Here is a 17,714-nt window from a genome sequence, read left to right on the forward strand (position 1 = left end):
CGGTGCCGAGGACGCTGCACCCGGGCGCATGGTGGTTGTGGGCGCTCGGGTTGGCCACGGCGGCGAGCCGGACCACGAACCCGTTGCTGCTGGCGCTGATCCTCGCCGTGGCCGGGTTCGTGGTCGCCAACCGCAGGGGCGACGCGCCGTGGGCGCTGGCGTTCCGGATGTACGTGCTGCTCGGCGCGGTGATCGTGTTCTCGCGGGTGGTGTTCCGGATCATCTTCGGCGGCGGGCAGGGCGAGATCGTGCTGTTCACGCTGCCGCAGATCCCGTTGCCGGAGTGGGCGGCGGGCATCCGGCTGTTCGGCCCGGTCGCTGCCGAGCAGCTGCTGGGCGGCTTCTACGACGGGCTGCGGCTGGCGACGATGGTGGTCTGCCTCGGCGCCGCGAACGCGCTGGCCAACCCCAAGCGCATGCTCAAGGCCGTGCCGTCCGCGCTCTACGAGATCGGCGCGGCGGTCGTCGTCGCGCTGTCCGTCGCCCCGCAGCTCATCGAGAGCGTGCTGCGCGTGCGGCGGGCGCGGCGACTGCGCGGCGGAGCGCAGAAGGGCATGAAAGCCTTGCGCGCCATCGTGATCCCCGTGCTCACCGACGCGCTCGACCGCTCGCTCGCGCTGGCGGCGGCGATGGATTCTCGCGGCTACGGCAGAACGGGGACGCGGCAGCGCGGTCCTCGGCTGCTCACCGGCTTCCTCGTGATCGGCGGGCTGGCCGGGATCTGCGTCGGCGTGTACGGGCTGCTGGACGGCACCGCGCCGCGCTACCTCGGCGGGCCGGTGCTCGCGGGCGGGCTCGCGCTGGCGATCGCCGGGTTCGTGCTCGGCGGGCGTCGCGTGCCGCGCACCGTGTACCGGCCGGACCGCTGGCGGGCACCGGAACTGCTCGTCGCCGCGTGCGGGATCGGCACCGCCGCCGTGCTGTTCATCACCAGCCAGGTCGACGCCGCGAACCTCTACCCGTCGCTGAACCCGTTGGCGTGGCCGGAGTTCGCCGCGCTGCCCGCGCTCGGCGTGCTGCTCGGCGCCGCCCCTGCCGTCCTCGCCCCGCCGCCACCGGAGACCACGTGATCACCTTCACCGACGTGACGATCAGCTACGCGGGCGCGGCGACGCCGACACTGTCCAATGTGGACATCGAAGTGCCGGAGGGCGAGCTGTGCCTGGTGGTCGGGCTGACCGGGGCGGGCAAGTCCACCCTGCTCGGCGCGATCAACGGGCTCGTCCCGCACTTCACCGGCGGGACGCTCAGCGGGCGGGTCAGCGTCGCGGGCATGGACACCCGCACGCACCGCCCGCGCGAGTTCGCCGATGTCGTCGGTGTCGTCGGCCAGGACCCGCTGGCGGGCTTCGTGACCGACACGGTCGAGGAGGAGCTGGCCTACACCATGGAGCAGCTCGGCGTTCGCGGCGAGGTGATGCGCAAGCGCGTCGAGGAAACCCTTGACCTGCTTGGCATCGCCGAGCTCCGCAATCGTCCACTGAGGACTCTTTCGGGCGGCCAGCAACAGCGCGTCGCGATCGGCTCCGTGCTGACCGCGCACCCCAAGGTGCTCGTGCTCGACGAACCGACATCCGCGCTCGACCCGACCGCTGCCGAGGACGTGCTCGCCGCGATCACCCGCCTCGTGCACGACCTCGGTGTGACCGTCGTGGTCGCCGAGCACCGCATGGAGCGCGTTGTGCAGTACGCCGACCGCCTGCTCTTCCTTCCTGGCGACGGAAGTGTGCTCAGCGGCGCTCCGGCCGACGTCCTTCGCGAATGCCCCGTCGCCCCGCCCGTTGTGGAGCTCGGCCGCCTCGCCGGGTGGGACCCGCTGCCGCTGTCCGTCCGCGACGCCCGCCGACAAGCCGCTCCGCTTCGCGACAGGCTCCCCGAAAAACCTTCTGCTTCAACGAAACGCGGCGATGTGTCGTTGAGCGCGCGCAAGGTGGTCGTGCGCTACGGAGCCGTCATCGCGGTGCGCGAGGTCGACATCGATCTCCACTCCGGCGAAGTGCTGGCGTTGATGGGCCGCAACGGTTCCGGGAAGTCCTCGTTGCTGTGGGCGCTCCAGGGCTCTGGGCCGCGCCAGGCGGGTACCGTTCGGGTCGGTGACCAGGACCCGAAGGCACTCAGTCCCGGGAAGGCGCGCAAGCTGGTCGGCCTCGTCCCGCAAACACCTTCGGACCTGCTCTACCTCGAAACCGTGGCCGCCGAGTGCGCGCAGGCCGACGCCGAATCCGAGGCATCGCCGGGTGCGTGCCGGTCGTTGCTGGACCGCCTCGCGCCCGGGATCGCCGACGACAAGCACCCCCGCGACCTGTCCGAGGGTCAGCGGCTCGCGCTCGTGCTCGCCGTGCAGCTCGTCGCCGCGCCCGGCATCGTGCTGCTCGACGAACCGACCAGGGGCCTCGACTACCAAGCGAAACGGCGGTTCGGCTCGCTCGTGCGCGGGCTCGCGGCTGAGGGCAGGGCGATCGTGATCTCCACCCACGACGTCGAGTTCGTCGCCGCCGTCGCCGACCGCGTCGTCGTCCTCGCCGAGGGCGAGGTGGTCGCCGACGGTCCCACCGCCGACGTCGTCGTCGCCTCCCCCGCGTTCGCCCCGCAGGTCGCCAAGATCCTCGCGCCGCTGCCCTACCTCACCGTTGACGCGGTCGCGGAGGCCCTGCGGTGAAGGGGAACCCGTTGCGCATCGCGCCGAGGGCCGCCGTGGTGCTCGGGCTGGCCTCCGCCGCCGGGCTGGTGATGTTCCTGTGGCCGCTGTTCACCACGCCCGCCCCCGAGGCGATCGCGCACACCTCCGACGCCCCGCTGATCTTCGTGGTCATCCTGCCCGTGCTGATCGCGATCGTGCTCGCCGAGCTGTCCTCCGGCGGCATCGACGCCAAGACCCTGGCCATGCTCGGCGTGCTCTCCGCGATCAACGCGGCCCTGCGCCCCCTCGGCGCGGGCACCGCTGGCATCGAGACCGTCTTCTTCCTGCTCGTGCTCGCCGGGCGGGTGTTCGGGCCGGGGTTCGGATTCGTACTCGGTTCCACGTCGTTGTTCGCCTCGGCGCTGCTCACTGCCGGGGTCGGTCCGTGGCTGCCGTTCCAGATGGTGGCCTCGTCGTGGGTCGGCCTCGGCGCGGGCCTGCTTCCCCGTCGCGTCAAGGGAAAGGCGGAGATCGCGATGCTCGCCGCCTACGGGGTGATCGCGGCCTACGGCTTCGGCTTCGTGATGAACATGTGGTTCTGGCCGTTCACCACGGGCATCCAGACCGACCTGTCCTTCGTCCCCGGTGCCCCGCTGGCGGAGAACCTGCACCGCTTCTTCATCTTCACCCTCGTCACGTCCACCTTCGGCTGGGACACCGGGCGCGCGCTCACCAACCTCATCGCCATCCTGCTCGCCGGTCCCGCCGTGCTCGCCGTCCTCCGTCGAGCCGCCCGCCGCGCCGCCTTCGACACCCTCCCCTGAGCGCTGGTCAGCGGCCCGGTACGGGCACACGTCCGCATCGCGCGGCTCCGGGGCGCTCGGCGCGAACGCAGCCAGCTCGCCGCCCGCCTCCAGCGCCTGTCGCGCGCTCATCGCGACACGGGCCAGGAGACATGATCATGACGCCGTGACGGGGTCAGCGCACTGGCGCGTCGGCCTGCCGGGGGCGGGGCAGGCGCTGCTGGTGGTGCCGGGTGCTCTCGGTGCCGTTGAGGATGCGGTCGATCAGCGCGAGCACGAGCGCGGAGAGCACGAACGCGAGGTGCATGACGGTCTGCCAGAGCATCTGGGTCGCGGTGGCGGTCTGGGCGTCGATGAAGGTCTTGAGCAGGTGGATCGAGGAGATGCCGATGATCGCGGTGGCCAGCTTGACCTTGAGGACGTTGGCGTTGACGTGGGTCAGCCACTCGGGCTGGTCGGGGTGCTCCTCCAGGTGCAGGCGGGAGACGAAGGTCTCGTAGCCGCCGACGATCACCATCACCAGCAGGTTCGCGATCATGACGACGTCGACGAGGCCGAGCACCACCAGCATCACCTTGGTCTCGGTGAAGGCGGCGTCCCCGGACCACACCCCCTGCACCAGGTGGGTCAGCTCGACCACGAAGTGCCACACGTACACGCACTGGGCCACGATCAGCCCGAGGTAGAGCGGGATCTGCAACCAGCGGCTGAAGAACATCAGGAATCCGACGGAGCGGGCGAGCCGACGGTGGTCAACAGGCATGCGCCCACACCTACCAAGATCCACTCCGTCGGCCGAACCGCGTCATCCCACTCCGGAGTGACGCCACCCGGCAGGGTGCTCCGGGGACGGTCGGTGAGACCCGCGGTTGGCAGGCACGTGCCGGTGGCCCACACTCACCGGGTGACGAGCACGATGGCACTGGCCGTCCGGGAACGCGCCGACTTCGCCGACCTCCTGGCCGGGCTCTCCCCCGAGCAGTGGGACGCGCCGACCCTGTGCGCGGGCTGGACCGTCCGCCAGGTCGCCGCCCACGTGATCAGCTATGACGCCCTCTCGTGGCGCGCGACGTTCTCACTGCTCGCACGCAGCCGGTTCAACCTGAACCGGGCCAACGCGTTGTGCGTCGCGGAGAACTCCTCCGCCGACCTCGTCGCCCTGTTCCGCGCCCACGCCCGGCCGCGCGGTGTGACCACGGTGTTCGGCGGCATGATCCCGTTGCTGGACGGGCTGATCCACCAGCAGGACGTCCGCCGACCGCTGGGCCTGCGCCGCGAGATCCCGCACGACCGGCTGAGCGCCGCGCTCCGCTTCGCGTTCCGGGCTCCGCCGATCGAGGCGCGCAAGCGCACTCGCGGCCTCACCGTGACCGCCACCGACGTGGACTTCTCGCACGGCTCCGGCCCGGAGGTGCGCGGTCCCGGCGAGGCGCTGCTGATGGCCATCGCCGGGCGCACGTCGGCACTCGCGGAGTTGACCGGTCCCGGCCTCGCGGCGCTTTCCTCTCGCTAGGGCTTCTCCCAGACCGACACGTGGGCTTCGCTGTCGTCGGTGAAGGGTTCGCGCGTCCAGTCCTGCCACCGCTCGCGCAGCCGCAGCCCGGCCAGCCGCGCCATCAGGTCCAGCTCCGACGGCCACACGTAGCGAAACGGGATGGAGCGGAAGTCCTTGCCCTGCTGGACGTAGTTGGAGCTCATCGCCTGCGTGGCGAACTCGTACACGTCGTAGGCCCACCGCGTGAGGCTGACGTGGAACGGCAGGACGTTCTGCCCCGGCGGGAGCTTGCGCAGCTCGGGAACGCCGACCTCGACCACGAAGCACCCGCCGGGTTCGAGGTGTGCCGCCACCGTGCGGAAGCACTCCACCTGCGCGTCCTGCGTCGTCAGGTTCATGATCGTGTTGAAGACGAGGTAGGCGAGCGAGAAGCTCCCGTCCACGCGCGTCGCCGAGAAGTCGCCGATCGTCACACCGAGCGCGTCACCGCCGGGTTTGGCGCGCAGCCGCTCGACCATCGCTCGTGACAGCTCGATGCCGTGGACGTCGATTCCGCGCTGTGCCAACGGAAGCGCGATGCGCCCGGTACCGATGCCCAGCTCCAGCGCGCGTCCGCCACCCGCGAGCTCTGCCAGGAAGTCGACCGCTGGCTCCACCACGCGCGGCGCGAACATCTCCGCCGAGGACTCGTCGTAGTTCGCCGCCACAGATCCACCGAAGTAGCCGTCATCCACTACCCGACCGTAGCGCCACGCTTTCGGCCCCCGCACGCGGTTTTCTAGGCCCTGTCGGGGATTTCGGGGCGGTCGAAGCGGTAGACGTAGTGCATCGGCTCGTCGACCGGATTGTCGGGCTCCATGTCGGCTTCGGCGATCCGCGTGGCGCCAGCCTTCTCCAACGCGCGCCACGAGGCAATGTTGGCCGCCACCACCGGAATGATGATCGCGGTCGCCTTCGGGTGGTCCTCCCACGTGCGGTCCACGGCCCAGCGGATCATCCGCGAGCCGAGCCCGCGACCGACCTGGCCCATGTCGCCGATGAAGTAGTCAAGCGTGACGGCGTGGTCGGGAACTTCCACCGCCGCCGACAGCTCTTCGAGGTCTTCGTCGTAGTCGACGATCCGCGAACGCTGCATCAGTCCCACGGGTTCCCCGTCCACGGAGATCAGCCAGTCCTCGCCGGGTTCTTCGCCGCGCGCCGAGGCCCCGAAGTCCCGTTCGACGGCCTCAGCGGTGAACTCGTGGTGCCACCACCGGTGCACGTGCGAGGCCGAGAGCCACTGCGCCACCAACGGAAAGTCGTCGGCCGCGACCCTGCGCCACGTGATCATGCCTGCTCCTCGTTCTGTCGTCGGTAATAGCGCGCCTGCCGGGTGCGCCCGCTGCACGTCGGGTGGCAGAAACGTCGACGTGCGTGCTGAGCCACGAACATCAACCCGCAGTCCGGCGCTCCGCACCGCCGTGGCACAACGCCGTCGACGAGCAGTTCGATCGCGCACGTGGCGATCCGCCCCAGCACCGAGTCCGTCGTGCTGACCCACCGCGCTTTCCGGTCACCTTCCAGCCGCAACACGCTCGGCGCTTCGGCCGCGAACGCGTTGAGCACGTCAACCGCCCCCGCGTCCCCCTCTTCGCTGAGCAGCTGCCGAACCGCATCCCTCAGCTCCCGCGCGCGCCCCGCGTCGGCCACCTCCAGCCCCATCTCGGCGAACCACCCCGCCGCCAGCGCGGGCGTGCCGAGGCAGTCGAAGTCGCCGTAGAGCGTGTTGGCGAACTCGACCGGCAGGGGCTCCGTGCCCAGGATGGGATACTCCACGGACTGACGGTATCAGACACCGTTTACCGTCAGCATGGATTTAGAAGGGTGCGGGTTCGGCGATGGGTTCGGGCTTGGTTTCGTAGGTGTGGCCCCTCGGGGTGGTCCAGGTGTGGACGCCGTCCTCGCCGTTGGCGCACTGCCAGTTGGTGTGGGTCTTCATGCGGTGGTGACGCCTGCATTTGGGTCGCAGGTTCGTGATCGTGGTGTTCGACCCGTTGTACGGGCGGCAATGGTCCAAGTCGCAGCGGTGAGCGGGCTGCCTGCATCCAATGGCCGTGCAGGTCGGGTAGCGGGCGGCGATGAGTTCGCGTTGTTTGGCGTTGGGGCGGTAGACGTCGCTGATTTCTTCAGCCATGCCGGTGACCGGGTCGGTGAGGATGCGCTTCCAGACGCCGCCCGCTGCGATGTCCCTCGCCAAGGGTGCGGGGATCGGGCCGTAGCCGGTGAGCATTCCGGGATCGTCAGTCAAGCCGAGGGCTGAGGTGACCGGCATGGTCAGGTAGACCACGGTTCGGCCTTGCGGCGCTGGGGTTTCCTTGCCGTGCAAGAGGTCGCGGGCTACGTCGGAGCGCTTCTGATCCAGGGTGCGGTGATCCTTCGGGAGAGCTTTGGCGATGCGATCGACACGGTCGTAGGACAGGGCGGCGTCGTGGGCGGTCATCGTCAGACGCAGGGAGGACATGCCGTCTTCGAGGTTGAACTTCTCCACGAGGCGGGCTTTGTGCTTCTCCGCGTGACGACGCTCAGCCGCTTTCGGGTCCATGCGGTGGATGAACCGCACACCGTACTGACGGGTCGCGGAGTAGGTGTTGGTCGCCGCATGCGTCACGAGGGCTTCCTCCACGATCGCCGCCTGGGTTGCGGGGAGGGTACGCAACAGGTCGAGGATCATGAGTGACTTGCCCTGGTCAATTCGGCCTTCGGCCATCGCCTTGAAGACCACACGGTGCTCCACCAACTCCACCGCACTGTCGATCAACCGACCCGCTTTGATGGGCGACACCTTCAGCACCGGGGCGATGAAGTTATCGGCGAACTCACGATCACGCGAATCCAGCTCGGCCAGGTAATCGACCAGCGTTGCGGAGAACGTCGCGACAGCTTCAGCAATGGCCGCGTACGCCGCTTTTACGTCAGCTTCGTCCATACCTTCTATTCTACGCCGATTAAATAGTCGATCATGGCCCTAAAGGATGAAATCCCAGGCGCCCAAAACGCCGAAAGTCCACGCTGGAACGCAAGGCGCACAACCCAACCGAGGCTTTACCTGGGGTGCGCGTGCCATACGCTCGCGCGAGGGCCGGGTGTTCTATCCCGTGCCCCTGTAAGGCCCAGGGGCACGCGCAAGGGGCCCCAGGTCAAGCCGACCCCACGCTGGCACCGGCGCAAGCTGGAAGCCCAGCCGTACCCCAGAAAAAACCTCAAGAAACAAAAACAACCGACGTTGTCAACGACGCCAACAAACCAGCATCCGGCACGACACCCAACCCCGCCCCCTCCGGCACACGAACACTCCCCTCCTCCACGACGAACGGCCCAGCGACATCCTCCGCGAAATACCGATCAGAAGCCGAAACATCCCCGGGCAACACAAACCCGGGCAAAGCGGCCAATGCCACGTTGGCCGCCCGTCCGATCCCGGTCTCCAACATCCCTCCGCACCACACCGGAACCCCGTGAGCCGAGCACACGTCGTGCACCCGCCGAGCCTCCAGGTACCCGCCGACCCGCCCGGCCTTGATGTTCACCACCTGGCAGGCCCCCGCCGAGATCGCCTCGGCGGCCACCCGAGCGGACGTGATCGACTCATCGAGGCAGATCGGCGTCCGGAGCTGCCGGGCCAGCGAAACGTGATCATGAAGCGAGTCCAGCGGCTCCTCGATCAGCAGCAGGTCGAAGTCGTCCAGGCGCGCCAGGTGCCGGGCATCGGACAGCGAGTAGGCGGCGTTGGCGTCCACTTGGAGCGGAACCGAGTCCCCGAAGGCACCGCGTACGGCCCGAACGGGCTCGACGTCCCACCCGGGCTCGATCTTGAGCTTGATCCGGACGTAGCCCTCGGCGAGGAAACCCTCCACAGTGGACAGAAGCGACGGGATGTCGGACGCGATACCAACAGAAACCCCGGCCGGTACCGTGGGCCGGACCGCGCCGAGGAACGTGCCGAAGGACATCCCGGAGGCTCGCAGCTGCGCGTCCAGCAACGCCATCTCCACGGCGGCCTTGGCCATCGGGTGTCCCTTGAAGCGCGCCATCGCGACCGAGGCCTGAGCGACCGACGTCGCGCCGGACACCGCCGGAACCAGGAAGCGCGAGATCACCTCCGCGGCGCCGTCCACGTGCTCGGAGGAGTACAGCGGCTCGGACATGGCGACGCACTCGCCCCACCCCTCCGCCTCCGTCGTGACCGCGCGCAGCAACAGCACGTCGCGCTCGTGCTCGGTGCCGAAGGACGTCCGGAACGGGGTGCGCAGGGGCATTCGAATCCTGCGCAGCTCAACGCCTTCGAGCTTCACGAACCCTCCTTGGTCAGCACGTACGAGTCGCCGGGGATCATCCCCGTCACGGAGTAGCCCGCCGCGAACGCCAACTCCAACGCCTCGCGCACGGCGAGGCGCCAACGGTCCGCCAGCGCGGGATCGGAGAGCCGCAACGCCTCGATGTCCGGTGGCACCGCGACGGTCACCGAAGGCGACATCGGCGGGTCCGACAGGACGAGTGACGCGTCGAGCAAGGGCTGGACAGCTCCCAGCAGGGCCGGGGCGGGCGCGGCGGTCAGCGGCCACTCGACCAGGAACCGGTCGCTCTCACCGTCCGCCAGCGGACCGTAGAAGTTCGGCAGGTACCGCACCGGCCGCGCGCCGAGCTTCACGAGGTTGAAGTGGGCGTTGCGCCGCACCAACGGATCGAAGGTCCAGTGGATGGCCTTGACACCCCGTTCCAGTGCCCAATCCCGTTGGTGGAGCTTGAGAGCGAGCCCGACGCCGCGCCCCTGCCACGACGCCCGGACACCCGCCACGTGCGAGTGCAACCCACCGGAGGAGTCGAAGAATCCGACGGCGGCACCCACCAGCTCCCCGCCGAAATAGGCTCCCGCGACGTAGTTCCCGGTGAGCTGGAACGCGCACATGAGCTCGGCCGGTACCGGGGACTCCGCGACGTCGGCGGCCCAGATCTCGCCGAACAGCTCGGCAACCTCGTCGTACTGCGCGACTTCGGTCAGCTCGGCGATCACGTGACGTGCTCCTCCACCCAGTCCACGAGCCTGCGGTTGTAGTCAGAACGGTGTGACGGCCTGCCGTTGAGCAGGAACAGGTGGCTCGCGCCCGGGTACCGGACGAGCCGCGTGGGAACTCCGCGCACGCGCAGCGCGGTGAACCACTGCTCCGCCTGGCCGATCGGGCAGCGGTCGTCGTTCTCCCCGTGCAGCAACAAGGTCGGAGCTTGGACGCGGTGCACGGAGCGGATCGGGTCCTGTGCGGCGAGGGCGTCCGGGTCGGCGTGCGGCAGCGCGCGGAACTCCCGCGAGCCGAGGAAGTGCCCGGCGTCCGAGGTGCCGTACATGCTGGTCAGATCGGCGACACAGCCACCGGCGACCGCGGCCGTGAACAGGTCGGTGTGGCTCGTCAGCCAGCAGGTCGCGAAACCGCCGTAGCTGTAGCCGCACACCGCGGCCGAGGACGCGATCCCGGACGACATCAAGTACCGCACCGGCTCGACGAAGTCCCGCTGGTCCGCGACACCCCACCCGCCGAGCGCGGCGGTGAAGAACTCGGTTCCGTAGCCGTCGCTCGCGCGCGGGTTGAGCAGCAGCACCGACCACCCCTTGGCGACGAGAACCTGGTGGTAGAAGTGCTTTCCGTCGAACACCGGGGACCACGCGTTGTGCGGCCCGCCGTGGATGTCGAGCAGCAACGGCCCCGGCTCGGTCAGCGCCGGATCACGCAACAGCCATCCGTGGATCTCAGTCCCATCTGAGACCGTGAACGTCATGGGCTCCGGTTCCACCAGCGAGACGTCCGGCAGCGCGTAGTCGGTCAGCCTGCGCGGAGCGCCGTCCACCGTGGTCACGAAGACGTCGCCAGCGCAGGAAGGGCTCGACTCGACATAGCAGACCAGACTGCCCACAACGGACACGCCGGAGACGACGGTGTCCGGAGCACCGACAACCTTGCACGGAGTTCCACCTGAAACCGGGACCGAGTACACGTGGGTGCAGCCCCGGTCCCGCGCGGTGAAGATCAGCGAAGGACCCGAGACCTGCGGCGCGGCTCCGGGGTACCCAGGCCCACCTGACATCACGTTCCGGTCGAACCCTGGCGTGAGTTCCACCAGGGACTCCCGCACGAGCCGAACGTGCCCGGCGCCTTTCCCGTCCGTCACCGTCAACAGCAGTTCGTCAGGCGTCCACTGCGTGCCGACGACGAGTTGATCACCAGTCGGGAAGGCTCGATCGCCGATGTGCACCGTCGAACTCGGCGTGACGTCACCATCGGTCACCACATAGGTCAGTTCTCCGTCCGGCGACCACGACGGGCCCGACACGTGGAAGTCGCCGGAGGTGACCTGCTGTGGCGTCGCCCCGTCGACGAAGTCCATGACGAACAGGTGGTTCCGCAACTGCCGCACGAGGCCGGTGCCGTCCGCCTTGTAGTCGATCCGATCGGTGACGACCGGTTCCGTGCGGCGTTTCTCCTGGTCGGCGTCCTCGCCGCCGAGGTCGACCGGAGCGCAGAAAGCGAACTGCTTCCCGTCCGGGTGCCACAACGCTGGACCCGCGCCGAGCTCTCGCGACGTCAGCTGCCGCGCCTCACCGCCGTCCACCGGCAGCAACCACAGCTGCTGCTTGCGCAGGAACACCACCGAGCCGCCGTCCGGCGACCAGCGCGGTGCGGAGTCGTCGTCGCCGAGGGTGAGCTGCCAGGGCTGGCCGCCTTCGACGTCGACGAGCCACAGCGCGCTGCGCACCTCGTCGGCGTCCTCGTCGTCGTGGTGCAGCACGTAGACGACAGTGCGCCCGTCCGGCGACAACCGCGGATCGGCCGGGACACGCAGGTGGTACTGGTCGGTCCACTCGAGCCGTCGCCGGGTCATGTCCGAACGCTACAAACCTTCACGCTTCAGCGCCTGCTCCTTGAGGACCAAATCCTCGGGCGCCAAGCGGCTGATGATCCCCTCGACCCCGTCGCGCACCAGGTCGGGCTGTTGGGTGTCGAGCCCGTGTGTGACCTCGTACCACGGCCCGAGCCGGTGCCACTGGAGCGCGCGGTACCGGAGTTCATCTGGAACTCCGTATGTTTCCGCCAGGGCGTCGGCGAACTCGCGCGGGGTGCCGAACAGCGTCCACGCGAGGTCGATCGCGGCGTCCCCGCGGTGCGCGTCCGTCCAGTCGATCACTCCGCTGACCGCGCCGTCGCGGCACAGCAGGTGCTCCGGGCCGAGGTCGCCGTGCACGACCGTCTCCGTCCGCACCACCCGGAAGTCGTCCAACAGCGCGAGCGCGCGGGACTGGTCGGGCAGCATCGGGACCACTTCCGCGCGGAATCGCTCGACCTCGGTGAGGCAGCCCTCGACCAGCCCGTGCCGGACGGCCTCCTCGGGATCGGCGTCGTGCAGCGCGCGCAGGAAAGCACCGACCACGCGCCCGTCCGCGCCGGTCAACGCCTCCGCGGGCTCGCCGGGGACCAGCTCGTGCCGCAGCACCAGCGGATGCTCGCTGACTACGACCGGGCGCGGCACGGGCAGGGGCAGCCGCGGGGCCAGCCACGACAGCACGCGCGCCTCCGCAAGCAGCCGGGGCGCCACCTCGGGACGGCGGGGCCTGCGCTCGACCCAGCGGCCGTCGACGAGGGTGGCGGCGCTGTCCCATCCAGAACTGAATTCCACGATCGTCATCAGACTCCCGGCGAGCCGCGCGCGCACCCTGTTTTCCGCGCTCCGCAGAGCGCAAGAAAAAACTTGCAAAAATATCCCTAGATGCCTTCTTGAGGCAGCTTCACATCCCCATCGCTTCGGGTAACACCCGACAACGCCAGCCAAATGGGTGAATTCACTTCAGCTCCCCGATCGGAACCGACCGCTGGTCCAGGACACCCGCTTTCCCGCCACCGCGGTGTTGTAGCTTGCGCGCACCCCAGACCTGTCCGCCCCAGCCCTCGGAGCCGCATCGGTGAGCAGCACCGCCCCGCCGTCAGCCGACCGCCCGCCAGCCGAACCGCTCGCGGTGCTCGGCATCGGCTGCCGCCTGCCGGGCGGGGCCGACTCGCCCTCGGCCTACTGGCGGCTGCTGCTGGAGGGACACGACGCGGTCACCGAGATCCCGGCCGACCGCTGGGACTCCGACGCGCTCTTCGACCCCGAGCCCCAGGTGCCCGGCAGGACCGCGTCCTCGTGGGGCGGGTTCCTGCGCGACGCGCACGCCTTCGACACGGCGTTCTTCGGCCCCACCACCGATTTCGACCAGCGCGAGCGGCTGTTGGCCCAGGTCGCGGTCGAGGCGCTGGAGCACGCCGGGCTGCCCAGCACCGACGCGGGCCTGTTCACCGCCGGGCTGCCCGAGGGCGCTGGGCGGGTCGCCGACCTGCTCGGGCTGACCGGGCCGAGCGTCGCCGTGGCGGCGGGCGACTCCTCCGCGCTGGCGGCGCTGCACGTCGCCTCGGCCAGCCTGCGCGCCCGCGAGTGCGATGTGGCGCTGGTCGGCGCCGCCACGCTCGTCGTCGACCCGGCGGAGTCACTTTCCTTGTCCGCCAAGGGTTTCCTGTCCACGTCCGGGCGATGCCGGGCGTTCGAGGCGCGCTCCGACGGCTTCGTGCTCAGCGACGGGTGCGGCGTCGTCGTGCTCAAGCGGCTCGCCGATGCCCTGTACGACAACGATCGTGTGCTAGCGGTGATCCGCTCCTCCGCGGTCAGCCGCAGCGACATGGGCACCGTCGTCGGCAACGCGCTCGCCGCCGCCGAGGCCAACGCGGAGGACGTCGGTTTCGTCGAGACGCACGGCAGCGGCGTGCTGGCCGAGGACGCCGTCGAGTTCACCGCGCTCAGCAAGGTCTACCGGTGCGCGCTCGGCGCGGTGAAGTCCAACCTCGGGCACACCGGCCCCGCGTCCGGGATGGCGGGATTGATCAAGGCGGTGCTCGCGGTGCGCGCTGGGATCATCCCGCCGACGCCGCACTTCGCCGAGTGGCATCCCTCGTTGCCCGCCTCCGACCTTACGGTTCCCACCGCGCCGACCGAGTGGCCGGACTCCGCGCGGCTGGCCGCCGTCTCGACGATGGATGAGCTCGGCGGCAACGCCCACATGCTCCTGGAACCGGCTCCGCCCCGCACCCCAGCTCCGCGCAAACCATTGCCCGGCCGCCTCGGCGTGCCCCTGTCGGCGAGCACGGCGCTCGCGCTCGCCGAGACCGCGATGCGCTTGGCCGACTGGTTGGAGGGCGATGGCGCTGACAGCAGCCTCCAGGACGTCGCTTACACCCTCGCCCGCCGCCGGCCGCGCGCCGTGCAGGCCGTCGTGACCGCCTCCGACATCGGCGAACTCGTCGACGCGCTGCGCGAGTGCCCGAAGATGACCGGTATCGACACCGTGATCACCCACGGCGAGCTGCTCGACCTGCCGCCGACCGCGTGGGACCGCACCGTGTTCCCGCCCGATCGGCCGCTGCCCGAGCCGCACCCGCTGCTCGGCACGCGCGTCGAGGTGCCCGCGACCCGTCGCCGCGTCTGGCAGGCCGAGATCGGCACCGCGCGCTTACCGTGGCTCGCCGAGCACCGCATCGACGGCGTGCCCGTGCTGACCAGCGCCGCGTACTTCGAGATCGTTCTCGCTTCGGCCGCCGAGCACTTCGACTGCCCGCCGCACGCCGTCGACGTGCGCGGCGTGGAACTGCACCACCGCGCCGAACTGGGGCGCGGCGCGACGATCTCCACCCAGCTCACCCCGGTGGACGAGGAGCGCGCGAAGATCGAGGTCTTCGGCCGCGCGGGCGAGGACTGGACCCGCCTGGCCACCGCGACCGTCCGCCACTACATCGAGTTCCGCCAGGAACCCCGGGTCGAGGTCGACGGCGTGCCCGCCGATCCGGCTGAGCTGTACGCGACCTCGCGCGGCCACGGCATCCACCACGGCCCCGCGTTCACCGCCGTCACCGGCCTGCTGGGACCCGGTCTCGCGCGGGTCCGCGTTCCGAAGTCGGTGCGCGGCGCGTCGACCCGCTTCGTCGTGCACCCCGTGCTGCTCGACGCGGCCTTCCAGGTGCTCGGTGCCGGTCTGCTGCCGGTGTCCGTCGGTTCGCTGCGCGTGCACGGTGATCTCCGCAGGGCCGCGTACTGCCGCGCGGAGCTGACCGAGCTGTCCGGCACGGTCACCGTCACCGACCGCGAGGGCACCGTGTTGCTGGTGGCCAAGGAGATCCAGCTGTCCGGCCGGGAGAGGGCCGCTCGCGGAGTGCACCACCCCGTGCTCACGCGCGCCGAGGTCGAGGCCGATCTGATCCGCCACCTCCGCACCGTGCTCGACCTCCCGGAGAGCACCGTGATCGACTCCGCCACCCCGCTGCTGGAGCTCGGCGTCGACGAGGCCGCGGCCGCGGAACTGCGCCTGCGCGTGGAGCGGGGTCTCGGCCTGCTCGTCCCCGAGCATCCACTGTGGACGAACGGCTCGCCGGGCGCGCTGTCCGCCTACCTGGCGAACCGCTTCGGCATCGCGGGCGGCTGACTGGACGCGTGCCGGGCGGCGTGATTGTGTTCTGATCCGTGACCGCGAGCCAGACCTTCGACCGGTGCCGTCCGCTGACCTCCCTGCGGCTGTCCGTCGAGGTGGCCGCGCTGGTCGCCGTGCTCGCCGCGTGCTCGGCCTTCCTGCCGTGGGCCCAGGCCCGCCCCGGCGCGCGGCTGAGCGATCCGCTGCTGGAGCTGCTGCCCTCGGCCGACCTGTCCGAGCCGATCTTCGTGCTCACCTACGGCTCGCTCGCCGTCGTCCTGGTCGTCCTGCTCCGCTCCAACCGGGAGCGCCTGGTCACCGCGTTGCGCGCGTACTCGCTGATGGTGCTGCTGCGCATGCTCACCATCGCGCTGATCCCCTTGGAGCCGCCCGAGGGCATCATCCCGCTGCGCGATCCGATCTTCATGCTCGGCGGCCCCGGCCAGTACATCGACCACGACCTGTTCTTCTCCGGCCACACCGCCACCGCCGTGCTCCTGCTGCTCGCCGCCGACCGCCCGTGGCTGCGCCGCCTGGGCACCGCCACCGTCGCCGCGATGATCCCCGCCCTGCTCGTCCAGCACTGCCACTACACCCTCGACATCGCCGCCGCGATCCCCGCCGCCCTCCTGGCGTGGCGCGCCGCCGTCACCACCCGCGCCTGCGCTTCCGGCCCCGCCTGCACCTGCGCCCTCGGCATCCCCCGCTGACCCCCGTTCGGCGGCCGGTTTTCGGCGCTCCGTACCGAACTTCGGCACACCGAACGCCGTCCGCGCACCCCCGAGCGGAGCTGCGCGGCACAGTGATGATCATGTTGAAAGCCGCCTACCTGGCCGGAGTCGTCACCGCGCACGCCGCTGCCCGCCTCGCCGACGGTGAGGTGCTGCCGCCGCTCATGGGCTACGAGCACTTGAGCGGCCGGAGCTACCTGTCCGAGATCGGCTCCGACGGCACCACCACTCCGGAGATGACGGCCCGCGAGGGCTTGGAGGGCAACGAACACGGTGCCGTTCGCGGGGTGCTCGTCGTCGACGGTCGCATCGAGTTCCTCCCCGAAGTCGACTTCGCGCTGCTGATCGACATCGTCGAGTACGGTCCGGTCCGGCAGACCATGCAGTTGCTGCTCCCCTACCGCCACGCCCGCTCTCCGCGCGGCTTCGCCCTCCACGAGCTGAGCGTCGTCAACTTCGACAACATCGCCGACGCCGACGAGGCTCCGATCCTCGCCCGGATCTTCGACGGGGTGTACTCGCTCCCCGCACACGTGGAGCTGTGGGACAAGCACTTCGAGAAGACGTAGTTCAGCGTCGGCAGCTCAACCGTTTACGGGACGGGCCTTAGAACGGTGCCGGGTCCGCAATGGGCTCCAGTTCCGTTTCGTGGACCCTGCCGCTCGGCGTGATCCACACATGACTGCCGTCCTCACGGTTCTCACACCGCCAGTTCGAGTGCGTCTTCATGTTGTGGTGATGTCGGCACTTCGGCCGCAGATTCTTGATCGTCGTGTTGCTGCCGTCGTACGGCCGACAATGATCCACATCGCAGCGCTGAGCAGGTTGCTGACACCCGATCGCCGTGCAGCGGGGGTAGCGGGCGTTGATCAACTCCCGCTGTTTCGCTGACGGTCGGTAGGTGTCGCTGACCTCTTCTGCCATGCCGGTGGCAGGGTCGGTCAAGATCCGCTTCCAGATACCGCCCGCCGCGATGTCTTGGGCGACGCTGGTGGGGATGGGGCCGTATCCGGCGAGCATCCCCGGGTCATCGGTGAGACCGAGGAGGGCGGTCACCGGCATCGTCAGGTAGACCATCGTCTGGCCCTGCGGGGCCGGGGTGTCCAGCCCTAGCAGCAGATCCCGGGCGACGTCGGCGCGCTTCTGGTCCAGGGTGCGGTCATCCTTGGGCAGGGACTTGGCGATCCGGTCGATGTGGTCGAAGGCCATCGCGGTGTCGTGGGCGGTCATGCCCAGGCGAAGTTCTGCCATGCCGTCATCGAGGTTGGTCTTCCACACCAACCTGTCTTTGCGCTTCTCCTCATGACGGCGCTCGGCGGCCTTGGGGTCGAGTTTGTGGATCAGCGTCTGGGCACGGCGACGGACCGAGGTGTGGGTACGGGTCGGGGCGTAGTCCAGGAGATCCGCCTCGGCGATGGAGGCTTGGGGTTCTTTGAGGATGCTGACTTGGTCGACGATGAGGCGGGCTTTGCCCTCATCGATCAACCCGGCCGACAGGGCCGCGAGCACCAACGGGCGTTCGGTGAGCTCTAGGGAGTTGGAGAGGATGTGG

17 protein-coding genes are annotated in these 17,714 nt (G+C 69.7%); 7 read left to right on the top strand and 10 right to left on the bottom strand.

The genetic code is table 11. The annotated features are described in order from the left end of the window. Positions 1-2: 2 nt before the first annotated feature. Genes CCN37_RS23005 through CCN37_RS23015 form a run of 3 tightly spaced genes read left to right on the top strand, consistent with a single transcriptional unit; the run spans position 3 to position 3,444 of the window. Entirely contained in the window at positions 3-1,070 is a 1,068-nt protein-coding gene (locus CCN37_RS23005) for a CbiQ family ECF transporter T component (protein ID WP_210408166.1), read from the top strand. Continuing rightward, a complete protein-coding gene (locus CCN37_RS23010; RefSeq protein WP_086824505.1) occupies positions 1,067-2,659 on the top strand; it encodes an ABC transporter ATP-binding protein in 1,593 nt (530 codons plus the stop codon). Before CCN37_RS23005 ends, CCN37_RS23010 begins: the two co-directional genes overlap by 4 nt. Further along, positions 2,656-3,444 carry an ECF transporter S component gene (locus CCN37_RS23015; RefSeq protein WP_086824507.1) on the top strand — a complete coding sequence of 263 codons (789 nt, stop codon included), beginning with the start codon at positions 2,656-2,658 and terminating at the stop codon, positions 3,442-3,444. The genes CCN37_RS23010 and CCN37_RS23015 overlap by 4 nt, the downstream gene beginning before the upstream one ends. A 154-nt stretch (positions 3,445-3,598) precedes the next feature. On the opposite strand, the gene CCN37_RS23020 is transcribed toward CCN37_RS23015, so the two are convergent. After that, positions 3,599-4,186, bottom strand: a complete 588-nt coding sequence (locus tag CCN37_RS23020) for a TIGR00645 family protein (protein WP_086824509.1) — start codon at positions 4,184-4,186, stop codon at positions 3,599-3,601. A gap of 141 nt (positions 4,187-4,327) precedes the next feature. On the opposite strand from CCN37_RS23020, the gene CCN37_RS23025 reads away from it, so the two are divergent. Continuing rightward, positions 4,328-4,936: a maleylpyruvate isomerase family mycothiol-dependent enzyme gene (locus CCN37_RS23025; protein ID WP_246843237.1), complete on the top strand. Its 609-nt coding sequence runs from the start codon at positions 4,328-4,330 to the stop codon at positions 4,934-4,936. Here the strand turns inward: CCN37_RS23025 and CCN37_RS23030 are convergent. The 8 genes from CCN37_RS23030 to CCN37_RS23065 all read right to left on the bottom strand — a co-directional run bounded on the left by CCN37_RS23030 (position 4,933) and on the right by CCN37_RS23065 (position 12,628). Then, positions 4,933-5,652 carry a class I SAM-dependent methyltransferase gene (locus CCN37_RS23030; RefSeq protein WP_246843238.1) on the bottom strand — a complete coding sequence of 240 codons (720 nt, stop codon included), beginning with the start codon at positions 5,650-5,652 and terminating at the stop codon, positions 4,933-4,935. The genes CCN37_RS23025 and CCN37_RS23030 overlap by 4 nt on opposite strands. A 44-nt stretch (positions 5,653-5,696) precedes the next feature. Then, the gene (locus CCN37_RS23035) at positions 5,697-6,248 is read right to left on the bottom strand and encodes a GNAT family N-acetyltransferase (protein WP_086824513.1); all 552 of its coding nucleotides are present in this window, start codon (positions 6,246-6,248) and stop codon (positions 5,697-5,699) included. Further along, on the bottom strand, positions 6,245-6,733 hold the full coding sequence (locus CCN37_RS23040) for an ABATE domain-containing protein (RefSeq protein WP_086824515.1): 489 nt from the start codon (positions 6,731-6,733) through the stop codon (positions 6,245-6,247). Before CCN37_RS23040 ends, CCN37_RS23035 begins: the two co-directional genes overlap by 4 nt. Before the next feature lie 40 nt (positions 6,734-6,773). Further along, on the bottom strand, positions 6,774-7,883 hold the full coding sequence (locus CCN37_RS23045; RefSeq protein ID WP_086824517.1) for an HNH endonuclease signature motif containing protein: 1,110 nt from the start codon (positions 7,881-7,883) through the stop codon (positions 6,774-6,776). A 274-nt stretch (positions 7,884-8,157) separates the two neighbouring features. Further along, positions 8,158-9,249 carry an o-succinylbenzoate synthase gene (gene menC, locus CCN37_RS23050; RefSeq protein ID WP_086824520.1) on the bottom strand — a complete coding sequence of 364 codons (1,092 nt, stop codon included), beginning with the start codon at positions 9,247-9,249 and terminating at the stop codon, positions 8,158-8,160. Beyond that, positions 9,246-9,968, bottom strand: coding sequence for a GNAT family N-acetyltransferase (locus CCN37_RS23055; protein WP_210408167.1), 723 nt, complete (start codon positions 9,966-9,968; stop codon positions 9,246-9,248). The genes menC and CCN37_RS23055 overlap by 4 nt, the downstream gene beginning before the upstream one ends. Beyond that, on the bottom strand, positions 9,965-11,827 hold the full coding sequence (locus CCN37_RS23060) for a S9 family peptidase (RefSeq protein ID WP_086824524.1): 1,863 nt from the start codon (positions 11,825-11,827) through the stop codon (positions 9,965-9,967). The genes CCN37_RS23055 and CCN37_RS23060 overlap by 4 nt, the downstream gene beginning before the upstream one ends. Positions 11,828-11,836: 9 nt before the next feature. Further along, entirely contained in the window at positions 11,837-12,628 is a 792-nt protein-coding gene (locus CCN37_RS23065; protein ID WP_086824539.1) for a phosphotransferase family protein, read from the bottom strand. A 274-nt stretch (positions 12,629-12,902) separates the two neighbouring features. Here CCN37_RS23065 and CCN37_RS23070 point away from each other — a divergent pair, with 274 nt between their 5' ends. The 3 genes from CCN37_RS23070 (at position 12,903) to CCN37_RS23080 (ending at position 16,731) form a co-directional block, all read left to right on the top strand. Then, positions 12,903-15,446 carry a beta-ketoacyl synthase N-terminal-like domain-containing protein gene (locus CCN37_RS23070; RefSeq protein WP_086824527.1) on the top strand — a complete coding sequence of 848 codons (2,544 nt, stop codon included), beginning with the start codon at positions 12,903-12,905 and terminating at the stop codon, positions 15,444-15,446. 38 nt (positions 15,447-15,484) lie between these two features. After that, positions 15,485-16,141 carry a phosphatase PAP2 family protein gene (locus tag CCN37_RS23075; protein ID WP_086824529.1) on the top strand — a complete coding sequence of 219 codons (657 nt, stop codon included), beginning with the start codon at positions 15,485-15,487 and terminating at the stop codon, positions 16,139-16,141. Positions 16,142-16,242: 101 nt separating this feature from the next. Continuing rightward, positions 16,243-16,731, top strand: coding sequence for a hypothetical protein (locus tag CCN37_RS23080; RefSeq protein ID WP_143261760.1), 489 nt, complete (start codon positions 16,243-16,245; stop codon positions 16,729-16,731). A gap of 37 nt (positions 16,732-16,768) precedes the next feature. Here the strand turns inward: CCN37_RS23080 and CCN37_RS23085 are convergent. After that, a partial coding sequence (locus CCN37_RS23085) for an HNH endonuclease signature motif containing protein (RefSeq protein WP_143261761.1) occupies positions 16,769-17,714 on the bottom strand: 946 nt, incomplete at its 5' end.

This window comes from Allokutzneria sp. NRRL B-24872, assembly GCF_002155965.1.
Taxonomy (GTDB): domain Bacteria; phylum Actinomycetota; class Actinomycetes; order Mycobacteriales; family Pseudonocardiaceae; genus Allokutzneria.